Raw genomic sequence first — 15,278 nt, 5'->3', positions numbered from 1 at the left:
TTTTCCTAACTTATTTTTTCTATAACCTTTTTTAGCAATATCACTGGATTTACAGTTCAAACATTGAATGTCCATAAAAATCACCAAAACAACCTAAGAATTAACTAATATATATAGATGACGCTAAATAGACAATGTCTTGTTCTTGTTTGAAAATATATCGCAACATTTAAATCTGAGAAGAAGATAATAAACGCCGAGGCGGGGATTTGAACCCCGATGCGTCTGGACAACGCTACGACTCTCTGAAGTCCAAAGTTACTTTGGGCTTCTCAGGTCGCTGCCATAACCTGATTAGGCGACCTCGGCAAGATCTATCAATTTCTTAGAACAAACTTATTAAAGAAAGTATCGACGAGTTTTCCGAAAATATTTGAAGAAATTTGCTTATTTTTTCGGTTTAACCGAATACATTTCGGAAAGAAACGTTTTATCCGAAAATCTTACGGATATGGCGAAAAGGGAATTAGAGTTTATTTGAGTTTTTTACTCTGCTTCCAGAATTCTTCAAAATATGATTTGAAGGAATCCGCAATATGTTGATTCACAATCTCCACTGCGATCGCTTCAGGTGTTTGAAGAATAATCACCGTCGTGTCTTTGTAGATCAAAAAACATGCAGGGGTTGTGATTCCTTTTGGCATATATCGCGCATCAAGACCTTTAAACGAATTTCTGTTTTTTAAAATAGAAATATCGGTGTCATTATTAAAAAGAACCCGCAAGGTAATTCCCATTTTCATTCTTCGAATATGATCTCGTTGCCAGTATAGATGCTGCTCTTTTGGCTGATACGCAGGAACACCAAGATACAAATATTCTTCACCTTTCTTTACTTTTTCGTACGAATGTTCATGCGCTGTTCTAATGCCTTTGTACCCAAAATACATTGTTGTCGAACTTTTCGGCGCCATCTTTTGCTTCAGAAGAAGCTCTGGAAGCATATTCTCTATTTGCTTTTTATTTTCAAGCAGCTGTTTTTCTCGCTCATCAATGTATTCGATAATTTTATTTGGCTCCGCTGCCTGAAAATACTTTGTTTTTTCTTTTGTAATGACAGACACTAATCCTTTTTGCATGAGCTTCTCAAGTATCTGGTAAATAATGGATCGCGCAATTCTGGATTTTTCTATTATTGGACCCGTTGTTGATAGTCCTAAACCTAGCAATGCGAGATACACTTTGATCTCTCCGCCTGTTAATCCTGCTTCCTTAAGGAGTCTTATGTCCATCCTCATACAGATTTATCTTGTTGTTTTTATATTTTTATATTATTATACCAGTAGTGGTGTGCTAAAGCTAATATACTTCTCAACCACTTCTTACAAGTAATAACAACAAAGGTGACAATATGAAACGACAACTCATAGTAGGAATGATCTCTTTAGGAACAATAAACACAGCACACGCAGGGGTTTCTGCAGAACTTATGCTTGCCAATGAAAGCAGCACGCTCGACACAAGATTCTCTGGAGAACTTGCTCCAAGAACAATGCTCTATGGCAGAAACAGAACAACTGTTGATTATGAAAATGCAGTCAGCACATTTTTTGTTGGTGATATCGCATATACTCTCGTTGGAGGTTTAGACGCAGTTGCTGAAGTGCAAGCTGCACCAGAGATGGGGATTGTTCCCCGCTTAGGAACAGAATATTTTACTCAGCAAAAAGCATTTAGTTTTTTTGGAGAGCTTAGTGCAGAGGTTGCTGGAGATCCAAACGCAGAACTGACGCTGCGACTGACTTATGCTCCAACACTTGGAAAAGAAATATCTGGTTTTGGACAGCTTGAAACTATTACTGATGTTGGTCTTAGAGGACATGAATGGAGCACTGAACGATTGCGATTAGGAATTGGAGCTCACGGCTACACTGTTGGAGGAGCCCTTGATCTGGTTCAAGTTGGCAATAGTATTGCAACAACACCTACCTACGGTATTTTTGTTGCGAAGAAATTTTAGTGAGACTAAAGGGAAAGAGTCACCACTCTCCCCACAATTTCTCCATACACATCAATCGCCTCTTTTCCCATTTTGAGTAATGTCTTTACAAAATTACTCGCGACATCATGCAACCCATTACTCGCTGGTTTCATATCCAACGTGAGGTTTGCTTTGAGATTGGCAATATTGTGTTTCATGATTGCTTCTATCCACGCAAATTCAAACGCAAACGCCTTCGCTTCTTCGTCGTGCGCGTTTGAAAGTGATGGCGTGAGCACATGCCCAATTTCGTGACCAACAACAATCATTACTTTGTCTAAATCCGCTTGCTTAACAAATACTTGTTTTGCTGAATTGTTTCTGTTGCTATTCATAGAAAATCCTTGGATCGAATCACTCCACATTCCGCCATTTTGTTCATGCACCTGTTTCATTTCTTCTTTGTCAAGAACTCTCACAACAATATTGTCTGGGAAATCTTTCCCTGTCGTGTGTTTGAACGTTTCTTTGACCAAACCTTCTATGTCTGCCGCCGCTTCAATGAACTGTGTTTTTGGTCTGTATAATTTTAAGAAACCTTCTGTCGCGTGATATTCTTTTTTTCTCTGATTGGGAAAATACGATTCTACTTTTTGATTGTAGGTAAATGCCACAAGAGGAGAAGAGGTGTATGTTGTTTCTCTTCTCTCCTGCATTGGTTTGCTTGGGTTATATTCCTGAATAGGCGCGATTGACGCAGTTGACGCGGTTTTATGGATGAGCGTATCAATTGAAGAAGACTCTGAATGATACATTCTTGGTGTGTAGAGCGCTTGCGCTGTTTGGTATCCGCCAAATCTGCTTTGATATCCTTGGTTGTACATGTTGTTCACGTTTTGTTTCGCCACTCAACTCCTTTAATTCGCCTCGCTGCTTGATCACTATTCATCCTTTTTTTATTTTTAGTAAAAGGATAAATTGTGTTTGTGGACTTTACTGAGCGAATTTATATGCGAGGAGATGCGTTTTTTTCTTCTGATTATGTGAATTAGTGTAAATAATCCATCATCTCTGGTGCCAAGAGATATGGTTTTCTTTTTCTTTCTGCGTCTTGTTTTTTCACTGTATAATTTCCCGTTATTTTATCATCAATAGATGAACCTTTGTACATCGCTGCTGCATTGAATGTTATGGGGCTTTTTCCATTTCCTTCATAACGTGGAATAGGAGAAAACTCCGGCATTCCATGCCCCTGTCTTGGTGCATACAGGTTTCCATCAGTTGGTTGTAGCAAGCCGCTCCCGCCAGGATAAAAACTAAATCCGCTTCTCTGCGGAAATCCTAAATAACCAAAACTTGCGACACTATTTCCGGAATACGTTCCTACTGCTCCTCCTTTACTCATATTGTAATTCACCTATGACACAAATATCATTATGAGTATTACTAAGATCTTTATCTTTAAAAGAACATAGAGGAAAGAGAGAAAACAAGTGAGACAAAAAGATCATGAGCAACATTTATATAGACGGATGCCTAAAAGAAACCCATGAAAAGAGGACAGATCAGCATCTTTATACTTCTTGGTCTACTTCTTGTTCTGGTTACAGGGTTCTTTGTTTTTTATACACAAACAAAACAAGAAGAAATTGTGACTATTCGTGAAGTTTCTACGACGCTCTCTCCACTTGAATCGTACGTTGAAAGTTGTATGGAACAGATTGGTGAAAACGCGCTTATTTTTGTTCCAAGGCAAGGAGGTTATTTTACAACATCTGGATCCTCGTTTCGTCTTGGATTTTACGAAATTCCGCATTATTATTCCCCTAACGGCAGCAACATTCCTTCTCTTGAAACAGTTGAGAATGAACTTGCGTCATACATGTTGTACTATCTTCCTCAATGCCTTGACAATTTTAGTTCACTTACTCAACAAGGATACGAAATAACAACACAAGCACCGTCTGCGACAACAGTTATAGGAAACGATGCTGTTGCATTTCAACTGCAGTATCCAATTACCTTGAGTATTGCAGGAACAACAGCAACTTATGACTTTTTTACTGTTGAAATCCCAAGCAAACTTCTTCTCGCACACACTGTCGCTTCTGAAATAGTTGCAGCACATGATGACGCGACAAAGATGCCTCTTGGTGAACTTACAGAGATTGGAGAAAAGTATGAAGTTTACATCAACGCAGGAAACTTTAACACCACTGTTATTTATCGTCTTGATATTCCTAACGAGGAAACGCAGGCAAATGAAAAATTTATGTTCGCTGTCCTCTACGAATGGGGTGATCCTTTTGCTTCTCAATAAAACTGCTTCTCTCCTTGTGTTTTTGTTTATTCTCTTCTCTCTCCTTCAAGGAGTTATCGCAGAAACAGATCTTGATGATACAGGATTTTATGAAGAAACAGGAATAGATTCCTCTTCGCTTCAAGGCTGTGATAGTGGCTGTACTTATGAAGGAGGAATATTGACAATGACTTCGGGCGCTTCATTGACCCTTACTGATCTTCCGGATGACCTCATTATTGATACTAATGGTGGAACAATCTCCCTTCCTTCCGGAGATACCATCGAAGGAGGAGCTCTCGACACAAGTACGATGACCGCAGTAGACAGCACTGTTACTCTCGCAGTACCTTCGTCCCTTGATCTGGAGTTCAAAGATTCTGTCGTGAACTTTGGCAGAACCGCTTCTATTGGTGGAACAGGGATTGTTGAGGATGGCGTCATCATCTTTATCGAGTCCGGAACGATCTCTATGACTGGTTCTGACTCTTTTGCTGTTCAAAATCTTTATGAACCTCAATTTTATGCACGATCAGAGGTTGATGGTTTTAATTTTGAAAAAGGAAGCAGAACGATTCTTCAAGCGAACATAGAACCAGATACTAAAATAGGTGATGGAACGAACTATATTACAATGAGCGGTGATTCAGATACCTTTGTCTATGTCAATGGATATCTCTCTTGCACCGCAGATTGTAATTACGACGCGCATGGAAGTCCCGACATTATAATCCATGGAAGTGGTATGAAGACAACGCTTATTGTTGATGATGACAACAATTTTCTTTATGCTCAAACAGAAAGATTAAGTACACGAACAATCAGTTTTAATAGCGGAGACCAGCATGTTATTGAGGGCGATCCCTATATAACAGAAAATAGTTTTTTCTTTACACAGCAACCATTGTCTTATGTTCCTCAAAGCGTTGATGGGGTTTATATCAATACCCAGAAGACAAGTGTTCAGGTTTTTTTTGAGAAACCTCCTGCTGCCGCTGGAAATTACATGATTGTAGCAGATGGATATATGAAAATGAGTGGTTCTGATTATTATGTCGCATTTGGCGATGTTGGTGGCGGAAATCCAGGTCCCTATTTCCCTTACTCTTTTACTGAACAAAATAAATATGTGGACGTTGATGATGAGCAGGCGTCTTTCCGCCTTATGGCTGGAATGAATGGAGGAGAAGCAACGTATTATAATAATAATTTTAAAGTAACAAAACCAGGCGTTGTGTTAGTGAACGGCGTTAACGCTGTTGAGTATGCTTCTGGAGAAGACAAACCTATTCAATATAGTTATTTTTACGTACACTGCGACCGTGATCCTCCTGGAGAAGGGAGACACGCTTCTTGTGGAGAGGTTGGCGTGAGCATGGCTGATGGTGGTTATGTCAACGTGAAAACTGAACAAGGCACTGGATACTCTCTAGTATCAAAAAAAGAAGTTCTTGAATTTACTACTCCTCCTGTTGAAGTTTATGATGACTCAGGCTTACAATACCCAGAACGAGATCATAAATATACCCTTGACACAAGCAAAGTCTATGTTCTTGGCTACAAAGGGGGATCCGCAGCAGAAGCGCTTGTTGGGAAAGATCTTGAATTCAAAGAATGGGGACACGCGGGACTTATGTACTACAAAGACGATCAATGGTGGGTTGCAGAAGAAAATGGTGTTTCTGCAACAATTCAACCTTTTGAACAAAGTCTTTTTTCACAACAAACAGATGGAGTTTATGAAATACAAGTACAAGATCCTACTCCTATTATTGAGTCTGCAGAGCGTCTTGCGGGTTCTGACTATAAACATTATGACCCTGTTGATCTTCCTATTCCTCATGACGATGTTTACAATGCCGCTGTAAAAAAATTATCTCCTGGTTTTACGTGCAGCGGATTCTGTGAATTTAATATGGAAGCATCGCCTGAGATAGAAGAAGCTGCACCTGGTTATGGCGTGAGCTTTAGTGACTTTACTGCAAGAGGAACTGAAGTTGACATGTGGACATACGCGCAAGGACTTCTCGCCGCGCAAATAGAAACAACACCGCGAAAACTTCTTGTAGACAATCCAAACCTTGTAGAAATACCTAACGAGGTTTCTGGACCTGTTGAACAACAAGTTGCAAAATTGACTAAAATAGTTTCCTGAAAAAATTATATTTGCTCTTTTACAACCTTTGCTGTATTATAATGAATATCCACAAGATCATCAGGATTTCGCGCATATCCTCCCGCAAGTGTTACCACCACAGGAATTCCCATCTTTCTAACATTTTCTATAATAAAACGATCTCGCGCTTCTAATCCTTGTTTTGAGAGTTGGAAATCACCAAGCATGTCCTCTTCAAATGGATCAGCGCCCGCAAGATAAAAAACTACGTCTGGCTTTTGTTCCGCGACTGCGTCGATTGTTCTCTGTAATAAATGCAGGTATACATCGTCATCTACTTTTACTTTTGTCGTGTCTAAAGCAATGGGAAGTTGTACCTTTTCTTTTCTTGAAGGATACGTGTTCTCTTGATAGAAATCCGCAATATACGTGGTTGTTCCTCTTAACGCGACTGCGTTTCCATTTCCATGATGCACGTCACAATCAATAATCATTGCTTTCTCAATCTTTTGTTCAGCATGCAGTCTTTTTATTGCGATGCTAATGTCACTAAATATACAAAACCCTTCTTCTGAAGAAGGCATTGCGTGATGAAGACCACCGCCAAGATTCATTGCAATTCCCTGCGCAAGCGCGATCTGCGCGGCAGTATATGTTCCATTGACAAATGCTCCTTGAAGTTGGACAGTTCCTTTGAATATTGGCGTTTCTTCTAATAAAGAACTATTAAATGTTGTATCTTCTCCAAGATCCGCAACTCTCGTAAGATATTCTTCTGTATGAACTCTTCCATAATCTTTCATAGACATTGCAACGACTCCTGAAAAATCTCTTTCTGTTAAACCCCCTTCTCTTTTTAATCTTTCATGAAGTCTTCGGAATTTCTCCACAACAGTTGGATGTCCAACTGTTTCTCTGTACTGCTTCACTAGAAAATCTTCTGTCCATAATGCTTCATACGCGGGATTCCAAACAAAACGTCCTGCTGTTTTTGGATCAACAGGTTCTGTTGTGAGATCAAGAACCTCTTCTAAAGAAGGTTTTCGTAGAAAAGCACACAGACTAGCACCTAGTCCTACACCCAATGTTCCGCCCGCTACACCATAGAAAAGTGCTCGGCGAGAGAGTTTTCCCTGTTCATCCATCCAAAAGAGAGATACTAAAGGGTTTATAAAGATTTCGCCATATTACTACTTTTAAGTGACATCGTGTTGATTAAGAAGATCTCTCCAAAATGCTTAAACAATTAGTCAGCGAATCCCCAACACTTTCATTTTTCTCTGCAGTGTTTCGTATCTGAGACCAATCTTTTTTGCGGTTCTTGTAATATTATGCTGATTTTCTTCCAGCGCTTTTTGGAGGTATTTTCGCTCAAATTCTTCTTCTGCTTCTTTGAGCGTTACTTTTTTTTCTGGCAATTCTTTTGCAAGATTTTCGCTCAGCTGGCTGACGTTTTTATACATCTCTTCTAATTTTTTTGGATGAATCACTGGCTTGTATTTTGCGAGCACATCTTCAATCGCCTGACTCACTGCGGATATTTTGAGATCATACGGGCGAATCAATTCTTCTTTGATTTTATGCACATTGATGTGCAACTGATTGATGAGACGATGAATGCTTCTTCTCTCTGCGCCTGCAATATCCGCAACTTCTGAAATATTTCCAAGATTTAACTCTAGCATTTTTTGCAGATATGCTTTTTTGAACAACCGCTTTGCCTGTTTGTATTTTATCAACGTGTTAATTTGGAAATCAATAAACGGCGTTTTAACTAATTTCGCGGTGATGTCTTCTGTTAACTCGCTCACTGTAATCCCTAACGCCTTTGTTGTCGCTTCCTGAATTAAGGGTTTTAGTTTTTCATCTAACAGCTGATCAATGTTTTGCTGCTTTTGGTCTTGTGTTTCATTCATCTATGATTTTTTTGTCCCTAGAGTATTTATATCTTTTGAAATTATAACACCATTCTCCAAAAGTAACAAAGATTTATATATGCAATCCGGCAGAAAATGACCCATGGATTTTACTGTCAAAAAAAGAGATCCCTTAGAACTGCGCAGATATGCAAAAAGAGATACAGACATTGCATATGACTTTACTAAAAAAGTACATAAAGAGTTTGGAACATTCTTGCGCTGTGTTGTATTGTTTGGTTCTGTCACTGAACAAAAACCTGAAGAACTCAGCATCAAACACGAAGGAGACATTGATATTCTCATGATCGTTGATGATGTCACCTATTATCTTTCTCCTGAAGTTGTTGAAACCTACAGAATTGTTGTTGAACGAACAATCGCGGAAACTTCACGACGACTGCATGTGACGACACTAAAGTTTACCAGTTTTTGGGAATATACTCGAATTGGTGATCCCATCGGAATCAATATGCTTCGCAATGGTGTCGCGCTGCTCGATACTGGCTTTTTTTATCCGCTTCAATTATTATTACATCAGGGAAGAATCAGACCAACCCCTGAAGCAGTAAACGCGTATTACAGCCGCGCTCCGACTACATTGTTTAATTCCCGTTGGCACGTGTTGCAAGGAACACTTGATCTTTATTGGGCTTGCATTGACGCGGCGCACGCTGCTTTAATGATGCATGGTGTCTTGCCTCCACAACCAAAAGATGTTTCTGCTATGCTCGAAGAAAAACTGGTGAAGAAGAAGATTTTAGATGGGAAACACGCAAAAACAATGCAGACGATGTATACATTGTCTAAGTTAATTTTACACCGCAAGATTAAAGATATTGACGGTAAAACGTATGAGAGATATTACAAAGACGCGCATGATTTTGTTGACGCGATCAAAAAGATTGTTGAAGCGCAGAAGGATTGAGTTGTGTTTTAATTATTTTTTATAGTTCCTTTTTCTTATTGTTGAATTATAATATATTTTAACGAAACTTCAATAAACCCCATTGCTGACGCAATGGATCCCCCTGACATTTTTGCTTTTGCGGGTGCGTGTTTTTTTCGTTCTTGGCGATTGTGTTTGAAAGGGTAATTTTACTTTTTATACATTAAAATTTAAGAATACTGAATGATTCTTTTATTAGATGGATTTTGACAAACAAAAACAGAAATATCTCGCAGAACTGGAATCAGGACTTCGCGATAAATCAAAAAAAGGATTTATTGACGCAGAAATTAAAGAACTTGTTACTGTCATAAATAAACATCCTTCTTATTATACAACAAGCTCGTGCTCTGGCAGAATTTTACTCTATTCCATTTCTCCTGATCGAAAGAAAAATGAAACAGAATGGATTCTCGTGAGTCATCAAGAAGTTTTGCTTTCTGAAATTAGTGAGAAACTAAAATCAGTGAATAGTATTTCTTCAGACATTGTTTTCTTTCGATTTGAACCACTTATTTTACACATTGTTTGCAAAGATTTGGACGCTGCGCAGCAGCTATTATTGCTTTGCAATACCGCTGGATTGAAACACAGCGGCGCAATTTCACTTGGAGAGCGGATTGTTGTGGAGATTGTGGGGAATGATCGCTTGGACGCTCCTGTCGCAAAAGCTGGAACGCTTTTGATCACTTCAGAGGGAATTTCTCACTTTGTTGCTGACGCAAACGAGAAAATGAAACGGAATGTGGAGAGAATTGAACGATTGAGAAATGAAATGGATAAGAATAAATAGAAAAATAAGAGAATATAAAATTAAAAAATGAAGCGTAAACTACTTTTTCTTCACAAGCATCATGATCATCGCAAATAGAATAAACAAGCCAACTGCTAACGCTCCTGCCAACAATGGAATAGACAATGAAGAATCGTCATTTGCTGTTTCTTCTGCGCTTTCTTCAGTTGCTGGAATAGTGACTGTTGTTGAGGTTGTTTCTTTGGCAGGTTCTTCGTCTTGCGCTTCAGCTTCCTCTGCTTCTTCAGCAGCAGGTTCTTCTGCTTCGTCATCATTTGTCTCTTCAACATCTGCTGTTTCAGAAGAACATTCTGGAACAGTTACTGTCTGGAATCGCTTGATTTCATTATTGTTACTATTATATTCTACTTCTGCGCGAATGTCATAGTCTCCCGCTTCAACATCTTCGTCAACAACAAAGGTGTATGTTTTTTCAAACATCGTGTCTTCATCTGTCCAACTTCCTGTTCGCAAATCCATGAACTCAAAGCGGTTGACGCCAAGATCATTATTAATAATAAGTAAGCCTGCGTCTTCGTCTAAAGAACCGATATTGTGCGCTTCTACTGCAATACTGAATGTTCTATCTTCGCAATCAAGCACTTGTGGTTCTGGCTGGAATAAATCAAGTGTTACTTCAGAAGGCTTTTTGTCGACGTTGATGAATATTGTTTCATCGATCGCATATTCTGTGCCGTCTTCATCTTTTCCTTCGACACGAATGTCAAGATCAAAATTGTCTTCTTCTGCGCAGTCTGGAATAGTAAAACGGAACGTTGCGCTGTCATCCGCTCCTGGATCAAGATTGTCGATTCGGATTTCTTCATCTATCTCATCATCACTATTCTGTGGACAGAAAGAATTTAACTCAATCATAATATCAATATTTTTTATGTTATGATCTATTGTTCCTGAGGAGAATGTGTTTTCAATTTCTACAGTGAGGTCGATATTGTCTCCTGGCGCTGCTTCAAATGAGCCGCCTGACGCATCAACATCATCGTCGCTCTCGCCATCAATTTCAACATCAATGTCGCTAAAGCCAAGACCTGCCGCGAAAACAGCCGGCAAGAAAAGCGCTGAAATCAATACACTGATTGCAAATAGTAATCCTTTATTCATAGTAATCCCCCACTACGAGAAGGTAATGAAAAGGTATTTTTAAAGGTTAGGTTTTTTGAAGAGCTTTTTCTGAAAGGAGTGCCGTTTATTACATGACATCCCAATAAAGACCCCATTGCTGCTGCAATGGGTCCCCCTGACGTTTTGTTTTTGCTGGTGCGTGTATTTTCTTTTGTAGTTGAGCAAACATTTTTTTTGCTTTATTTTTTTGAATCACCTGACAGTCCTTGAGAATCCTTATGTATTTATTATTTATTATTGAGAATGAAAAAAAATAGAACCCTCATTAACATAGAACTTCGACTAAGAATGAGAGAAAAAGTAGGAACTATGCCCTCCTTTCGAAGACCCATAGTTCCTTATGATTGATGTTCACTCAAAAAGAGACCAACGTGTGTTGAACTCCTGATGCACACCAACCCAACTAACAATTCATGATATGATGGTTCATGACAAATTTTGTGATTGCTTTTTTTAGCATAAAAAAAGCATGAGCCGACTCATGGACTATGATAAAAGGAATTGAGATTAGTAGGCAACAGACTCTGCTGTTCTTGAGCAGTTTCTTTCCTGCACGCGGGTCAATAGAGTTTTTTTCATAGTTTCATACATGTCCTGCATCTGCGCATCCCATCTACAAGTTTGTAAGCCTCATAAACAGTCTCCGCATACGCGTTTCACATACGGCAATTATGTTTTCACCATAACTGCTTACTTTAACGGGGACACCACGTCCATTTTCCTGCCATTTATGCTTGAGCTACAGACACTATGTTCTTTGCAATAAAACAATCGAACATACCTGGTCTCAAACACCATCACTGTATTCTCTCTCGATAAACACAGGATGACCAATGAATACTGGAAACATATTTTTCTGTTTCACAACATTCCTTGTTGCATGAACAACATTATCCACGCCTACTACTCAATTTTGGTTTTTATTTTACTGAGCCGCGCCAAACAACTTAGAACAAATAAAACATAAAGAAAAGAACAATTATTCTTGGCTGAACTGGTGTTCTTCTCTTTGCCGTTTTTCTGTTCGATAAGATTTTTTGGTAAAAATCTTACTGTCATCGCTTGCACACAATTTTTGTATTCGAGCTTTGCATTTTTGGTGCCTCCATCCTGACAAAACATTATCTTTTTTCCGACAATATTTTATTGGATAAGTCTCTTATACAAACACACCGCATGACACAGTGTTCTTATCTCAGTAATGTGAATTTTATTTCTTTATTTTCTATGAATTTTATTTAATTTTTTCTTATCTTTTTGCGCCAAAGTAAAACATTTTTTCGATCGCGACATCATTTGCAGCAAAGCTTCCTGTGCGAGGATTACCAGCAGATTGTGGTTGCGCTGCTGGCTGCGTTGGTTGTGTATCTTGAATTGTCCTTTGCACAGGAACTTCTTGCGTTGGTCTTTGCTGTGAAAGTGATAATCCGCTCAACTGCTGCGCAAGTTTTGCAAGCTGCGCATTATTTTGTTCTATTTTTTGTTGCAACGCATTAAACTCATTCACGATTTGCGTCGCGAAATTTTGCATGATCGCCTGCGTCTCATCACGCGTCATGACATTTTTCATGGACTGTTGAATTTGTTTCGCGACATCTTCACTTGGCTGTGCTTGTAACGTTGTTTGTTCTTGTTTTATTTCTTCAACATGCTCTTCATGTTTCACTTGTGGTTTGTCTTTGATAATTTCTCGGATAACTAAGGATTGATCATCATTAATGTGCATGTCAGACAATGCCTGTTCTTCACTTTCGCCGACCATTGTTACTGCCAAAAACGCAGCATCTTCGTGGTTGCTCGCGATTCCCTGATGTTTTAATTCACCTGCCAATGCATTTAATTTTTTTAATCGTTCTATGTCCAATCATACCACCTGTTTCACTGTTGTCTTTGTTTTGAGTACACTTGTTGCCGTTGAACCATATTGGTGCACATCTCTTTGCTACCAATATACATTTCTGTATACTAATATGGACGAACTACTATATAAAGGTTTCTTTTTTTGCCTGTTTTTGCTTGAGTTTAGAGGTTTAGAGTTTGCTTGTTGTTACTTTAGAATAGTTTATTCAAGTCGTGTCAGAACTTTTTTAAGAGGAAAGCGGTTTCTTTTGTTCATGAAAAGAACAATTTTAGGAGGAATGCTTGCAGGAATGCTTGCGTCTGGGTGTACTTCTCTCCATAATAAAGAATTTGAAGCGCGTAAAGTTTATGATAGTCCTCAGTTTCCTGAACCTACCACAAAAACACAGGAGATTGCATCGTATCTTCGCGACCATGGCCAAGATGGGGGAAGAGGGGCGAAATGCGGCGCGCTTCATACTGGCGCAGGACCTCTCAGTATTTGTTACATGGATTTAAACAAGCCATTTGATTATAGCGACGATATTTTTTATTTTAGTTTTGAAAAACTTGACCATACTTGTATTGATTTTGGACTCAATGATACGCTTGATGATGTTGTTCTCGATGGAACAGCAACTCCAATTCCAGTTACAGCGACAAAACCCGAATTTCAGGCATTTGTTTCTCATGAATATATGACAGTCGTACGAAAAGTATATCGTGAAATGAAACGTGAGGGATTATTGTGAGAAAAGGCGCAGCGTCCGCATTAGTTGCTTTGCTTCTCGGTGCTTGCGCTCCAAAGCCACAGACAATCGAGTCCGCGAATGTTCACATTTATTCTACTGTTCCCATCGCGCGACTTGTCGCTGCTTCTGTTATCCAAAAAGAGCAAATACATGAAGGATATTACTGGGCGCAATATGAAAGTGGAAGAGAAGAATACACAGTTCTTTACAAACCTTCTGGCGATAGTGGTGAGTATATTGACGATGTTCTTTTGTTCCAAGAAGGAAAAAATCCTCATTATGAATACGTGGATCTTGGTGTGTCAGGAGGAGTTTCCTTGATCATTTCTCTTGACACTGGCGCAATGATTCTGTATGATTTTCTCCCTGCCGATGAGAAATCCTTTCATCAGCAAAAATATCTCTCTGGTCTTCTCGCTGTTGGAGAAGAGATTAAAAGAACAGAAGATATAAAAGCACTAGAACAAATAACTCCCCCATGACATCGTCTTTTTTTAAAAAAATATTTGCTGGAATAGGTATTTTACTTACTGTCACTCATTTTCTTTATTATGTTATTTTTACCGCGTACACTAAGGTAGCACCTTATGATTCACTGTATTTCTTTCTTGGATTTGGTGTGCTGTGGTTGGTTTTTGTTCTGCCGATGAAATATTGGAAGTAATTTACTTTCCAAATAATGGTAATTGCTTTCCGCGCACAGTTGTAGAAGGAGCTGTTATTTGCTCTCGAGAAATTAGTGTTGGCTGTGAATCTGAAACACGATGTAGTGGTTGTGGAAGAGGAGCAACTTGTATTGGTTGTGCGGTAGGCGGAACAATGTTCATCGTATATCTTCTTGATCCTGTATCTTTGAACATGACACTGTCAGAAGCCAGTCGCTGATATACTTCTTCCGCAAGTCGGTAATCTGCCGCTGTTTGTTTTCCTTCTCTAAACCCATATCCTTTATCTCCTGGCTCGAGATGGGTGTAATCTAATGTTACAGACCGCATTTCATATCCACGCAATGATTCTGGAAGGCGCGCTGTTTCTGGCTGATAATAAACAAGCGTCTCTGCTGGACGCTCTATCTCAAGAACCCGCGCTTCTAAACCTCTGAGATGAACCATCTTGTCTATATCTGTTTTACAATATAATTTGAGACTTCTGTCATTTCCTTTGACATGTCCTCGCGCTCCAAGTCGTACCATCGCTGTTTCCCCATCTTTGTAGAAAACATTTGCAGTGTAGACGCCTTGCTGTGTATTTTGTCCGACCAAACGATTATATTCTGCGATAGTCATATTTCCTGTAAGAAGCGCAATGTACACTTGAACAGGATGTTCTGGATTTCTTGCAATCTCTCTTTTTTGCGCGACAAGAAGATGATCATCAGTCTTTTCTCTTATATCATAACGGTCTGCTGTTTCTACTAACTTCGTCACAAAATTTGCCATAGCCCTTTGTTGTTGCATTATTACCATATTATATTCTTTCCAATGAGGAGATATATAAAGGTTTTGGTTGTTTACCACTGTTACGGAGTTATTTTATTTGTTTCAAAAGTA

At 39.0% G+C, this 15,278-nt stretch carries 15 protein-coding genes and 1 tRNA gene; 7 read left to right on the top strand and 9 right to left on the bottom strand.

Going from position 1 to position 15,278, the window contains the following annotated elements:
* Nucleotides 1-194 precede the first annotated feature (194 nt).
* Both HZC31_01500 and HZC31_01495 read right to left on the bottom strand, forming a co-directional pair.
* Nucleotides 195-309 (bottom strand) — tRNA-Leu (locus HZC31_01500).
* Nucleotides 310-473: 164 nt separating this feature from the next.
* A complete protein-coding gene (locus tag HZC31_01495; GenBank protein ID MBI5002040.1) occupies nucleotides 474-1,232 on the bottom strand; it encodes a hypothetical protein in 759 nt (252 codons plus the stop codon).
* Between the two features lie 119 nt (nucleotides 1,233-1,351).
* Here HZC31_01495 and HZC31_01490 point away from each other — a divergent pair, with 119 nt between their 5' ends.
* Nucleotides 1,352-1,960: a hypothetical protein gene (locus HZC31_01490; protein ID MBI5002039.1), complete on the top strand. Its 609-nt coding sequence runs from the start codon at nucleotides 1,352-1,354 to the stop codon at nucleotides 1,958-1,960.
* Nucleotides 1,961-1,965: 5 nt separating this feature from the next.
* On the opposite strand, the gene HZC31_01485 is transcribed toward HZC31_01490, so the two are convergent.
* Both HZC31_01485 and HZC31_01480 read right to left on the bottom strand, forming a co-directional pair.
* Nucleotides 1,966-2,805, bottom strand: coding sequence for a hypothetical protein (locus HZC31_01485; protein ID MBI5002038.1), 840 nt, complete (start codon nucleotides 2,803-2,805; stop codon nucleotides 1,966-1,968).
* Nucleotides 2,806-2,969: 164 nt separating this feature from the next.
* The gene (locus tag HZC31_01480; protein MBI5002037.1) at nucleotides 2,970-3,326 is read right to left on the bottom strand and encodes a hypothetical protein; all 357 of its coding nucleotides are present in this window, start codon (nucleotides 3,324-3,326) and stop codon (nucleotides 2,970-2,972) included.
* A 144-nt stretch (nucleotides 3,327-3,470) separates the two neighbouring features.
* Between HZC31_01480 and HZC31_01475 the strand changes: the two genes are divergently transcribed.
* Both HZC31_01475 and HZC31_01470 read left to right on the top strand, forming a co-directional pair.
* Entirely contained in the window at nucleotides 3,471-4,241 is a 771-nt protein-coding gene (locus HZC31_01475; protein ID MBI5002036.1) for a hypothetical protein, read from the top strand.
* The gene (locus tag HZC31_01470; protein ID MBI5002035.1) at nucleotides 4,228-6,375 is read left to right on the top strand and encodes a hypothetical protein; all 2,148 of its coding nucleotides are present in this window, start codon (nucleotides 4,228-4,230) and stop codon (nucleotides 6,373-6,375) included. The genes HZC31_01475 and HZC31_01470 overlap by 14 nt, the downstream gene beginning before the upstream one ends.
* A gap of 5 nt (nucleotides 6,376-6,380) precedes the next feature.
* Here the strand turns inward: HZC31_01470 and HZC31_01465 are convergent, their stop codons facing one another.
* The gene (locus HZC31_01465; GenBank protein MBI5002034.1) at nucleotides 6,381-7,481 is read right to left on the bottom strand and encodes a histone deacetylase; all 1,101 of its coding nucleotides are present in this window, start codon (nucleotides 7,479-7,481) and stop codon (nucleotides 6,381-6,383) included.
* A gap of 105 nt (nucleotides 7,482-7,586) precedes the next feature.
* Nucleotides 7,587-8,252, bottom strand: coding sequence for a hypothetical protein (locus HZC31_01460; protein ID MBI5002033.1), 666 nt, complete (start codon nucleotides 8,250-8,252; stop codon nucleotides 7,587-7,589).
* Between the two features lie 103 nt (nucleotides 8,253-8,355).
* Between HZC31_01460 and HZC31_01455 the strand changes: the two genes are divergently transcribed.
* The gene (locus HZC31_01455) at nucleotides 8,356-9,180 is read left to right on the top strand and encodes a hypothetical protein (protein MBI5002032.1); all 825 of its coding nucleotides are present in this window, start codon (nucleotides 8,356-8,358) and stop codon (nucleotides 9,178-9,180) included.
* Nucleotides 9,181-9,400: 220 nt separating this feature from the next.
* Nucleotides 9,401-9,994: a hypothetical protein gene (locus tag HZC31_01450; protein ID MBI5002031.1), complete on the top strand. Its 594-nt coding sequence runs from the start codon at nucleotides 9,401-9,403 to the stop codon at nucleotides 9,992-9,994.
* A gap of 39 nt (nucleotides 9,995-10,033) precedes the next feature.
* Here the strand turns inward: HZC31_01450 and HZC31_01445 are convergent, their stop codons facing one another.
* On the bottom strand, nucleotides 10,034-11,116 hold the full coding sequence (locus tag HZC31_01445) for a hypothetical protein (protein ID MBI5002030.1): 1,083 nt from the start codon (nucleotides 11,114-11,116) through the stop codon (nucleotides 10,034-10,036).
* Between the two features lie 1,270 nt (nucleotides 11,117-12,386).
* On the bottom strand, nucleotides 12,387-13,001 hold the full coding sequence (locus tag HZC31_01440; GenBank protein MBI5002029.1) for a hypothetical protein: 615 nt from the start codon (nucleotides 12,999-13,001) through the stop codon (nucleotides 12,387-12,389).
* Nucleotides 13,002-13,251: 250 nt separating this feature from the next.
* Between HZC31_01440 and HZC31_01435 the strand changes: the two genes are divergently transcribed.
* Together HZC31_01435 and HZC31_01430 are read left to right on the top strand one after the other, a co-directional pair.
* Nucleotides 13,252-13,728 (top strand): hypothetical protein, encoded by a 477-nt coding sequence (locus tag HZC31_01435; protein ID MBI5002028.1) that lies wholly within the window; start codon nucleotides 13,252-13,254, stop codon nucleotides 13,726-13,728.
* Nucleotides 13,725-14,210 (top strand): hypothetical protein, encoded by a 486-nt coding sequence (locus HZC31_01430; GenBank protein MBI5002027.1) that lies wholly within the window; start codon nucleotides 13,725-13,727, stop codon nucleotides 14,208-14,210. Before HZC31_01435 ends, HZC31_01430 begins: the two co-directional genes overlap by 4 nt.
* 183 nt (nucleotides 14,211-14,393) lie before the next feature.
* Here the strand turns inward: HZC31_01430 and HZC31_01425 are convergent, their stop codons facing one another.
* Entirely contained in the window at nucleotides 14,394-15,194 is an 801-nt protein-coding gene (locus tag HZC31_01425; GenBank protein MBI5002026.1) for a hypothetical protein, read from the bottom strand.
* Nucleotides 15,195-15,278 lie beyond the last annotated feature (84 nt).

This window comes from Candidatus Woesearchaeota archaeon, assembly GCA_016214075.1.
GTDB lineage: Archaea > Nanobdellota > Nanobdellia > Woesearchaeales > DSVV01 > JACRPI01.
This window is presented reverse-complemented; position numbering and strand designations above follow the sequence as displayed.

Excerpts from the sequence above, each read along its gene's own strand:
- HZC31_01495 (MBI5002040.1), bottom strand. The coding sequence starts at position 1,232 with ATGGACATAAGACTCCTTAAGGAAGCAGGATTAACAGGCGGAGAGATC.
- HZC31_01490 (MBI5002039.1), top strand. The coding sequence starts at position 1,352 with ATGAAACGACAACTCATAGTAGGAATGATCTCTTTAGGAACAATAAAC.
- HZC31_01485 (MBI5002038.1), bottom strand. The coding sequence starts at position 2,805 with ATGTACAACCAAGGATATCAAAGCAGATTTGGCGGATACCAAACAGCG.
- HZC31_01480 (MBI5002037.1), bottom strand. The coding sequence starts at position 3,326 with ATGAGTAAAGGAGGAGCAGTAGGAACGTATTCCGGAAATAGTGTCGCA.
- HZC31_01475 (MBI5002036.1), top strand. The coding sequence starts at position 3,471 with ATGAAAAGAGGACAGATCAGCATCTTTATACTTCTTGGTCTACTTCTT.
- HZC31_01465 (MBI5002034.1), bottom strand. The coding sequence starts at position 7,481 with ATGGATGAACAGGGAAAACTCTCTCGCCGAGCACTTTTCTATGGTGTA.
- HZC31_01460 (MBI5002033.1), bottom strand. The coding sequence starts at position 8,252 with ATGAATGAAACACAAGACCAAAAGCAGCAAAACATTGATCAGCTGTTA.
- HZC31_01455 (MBI5002032.1), top strand. The coding sequence starts at position 8,356 with ATGGATTTTACTGTCAAAAAAAGAGATCCCTTAGAACTGCGCAGATAT.
- HZC31_01450 (MBI5002031.1), top strand. The coding sequence starts at position 9,401 with ATGGATTTTGACAAACAAAAACAGAAATATCTCGCAGAACTGGAATCA.
- HZC31_01445 (MBI5002030.1), bottom strand. The coding sequence starts at position 11,116 with ATGAATAAAGGATTACTATTTGCAATCAGTGTATTGATTTCAGCGCTT.
- HZC31_01435 (MBI5002028.1), top strand. The coding sequence starts at position 13,252 with ATGAAAAGAACAATTTTAGGAGGAATGCTTGCAGGAATGCTTGCGTCT.
- HZC31_01425 (MBI5002026.1), bottom strand. The coding sequence starts at position 15,194 with ATGGTAATAATGCAACAACAAAGGGCTATGGCAAATTTTGTGACGAAG.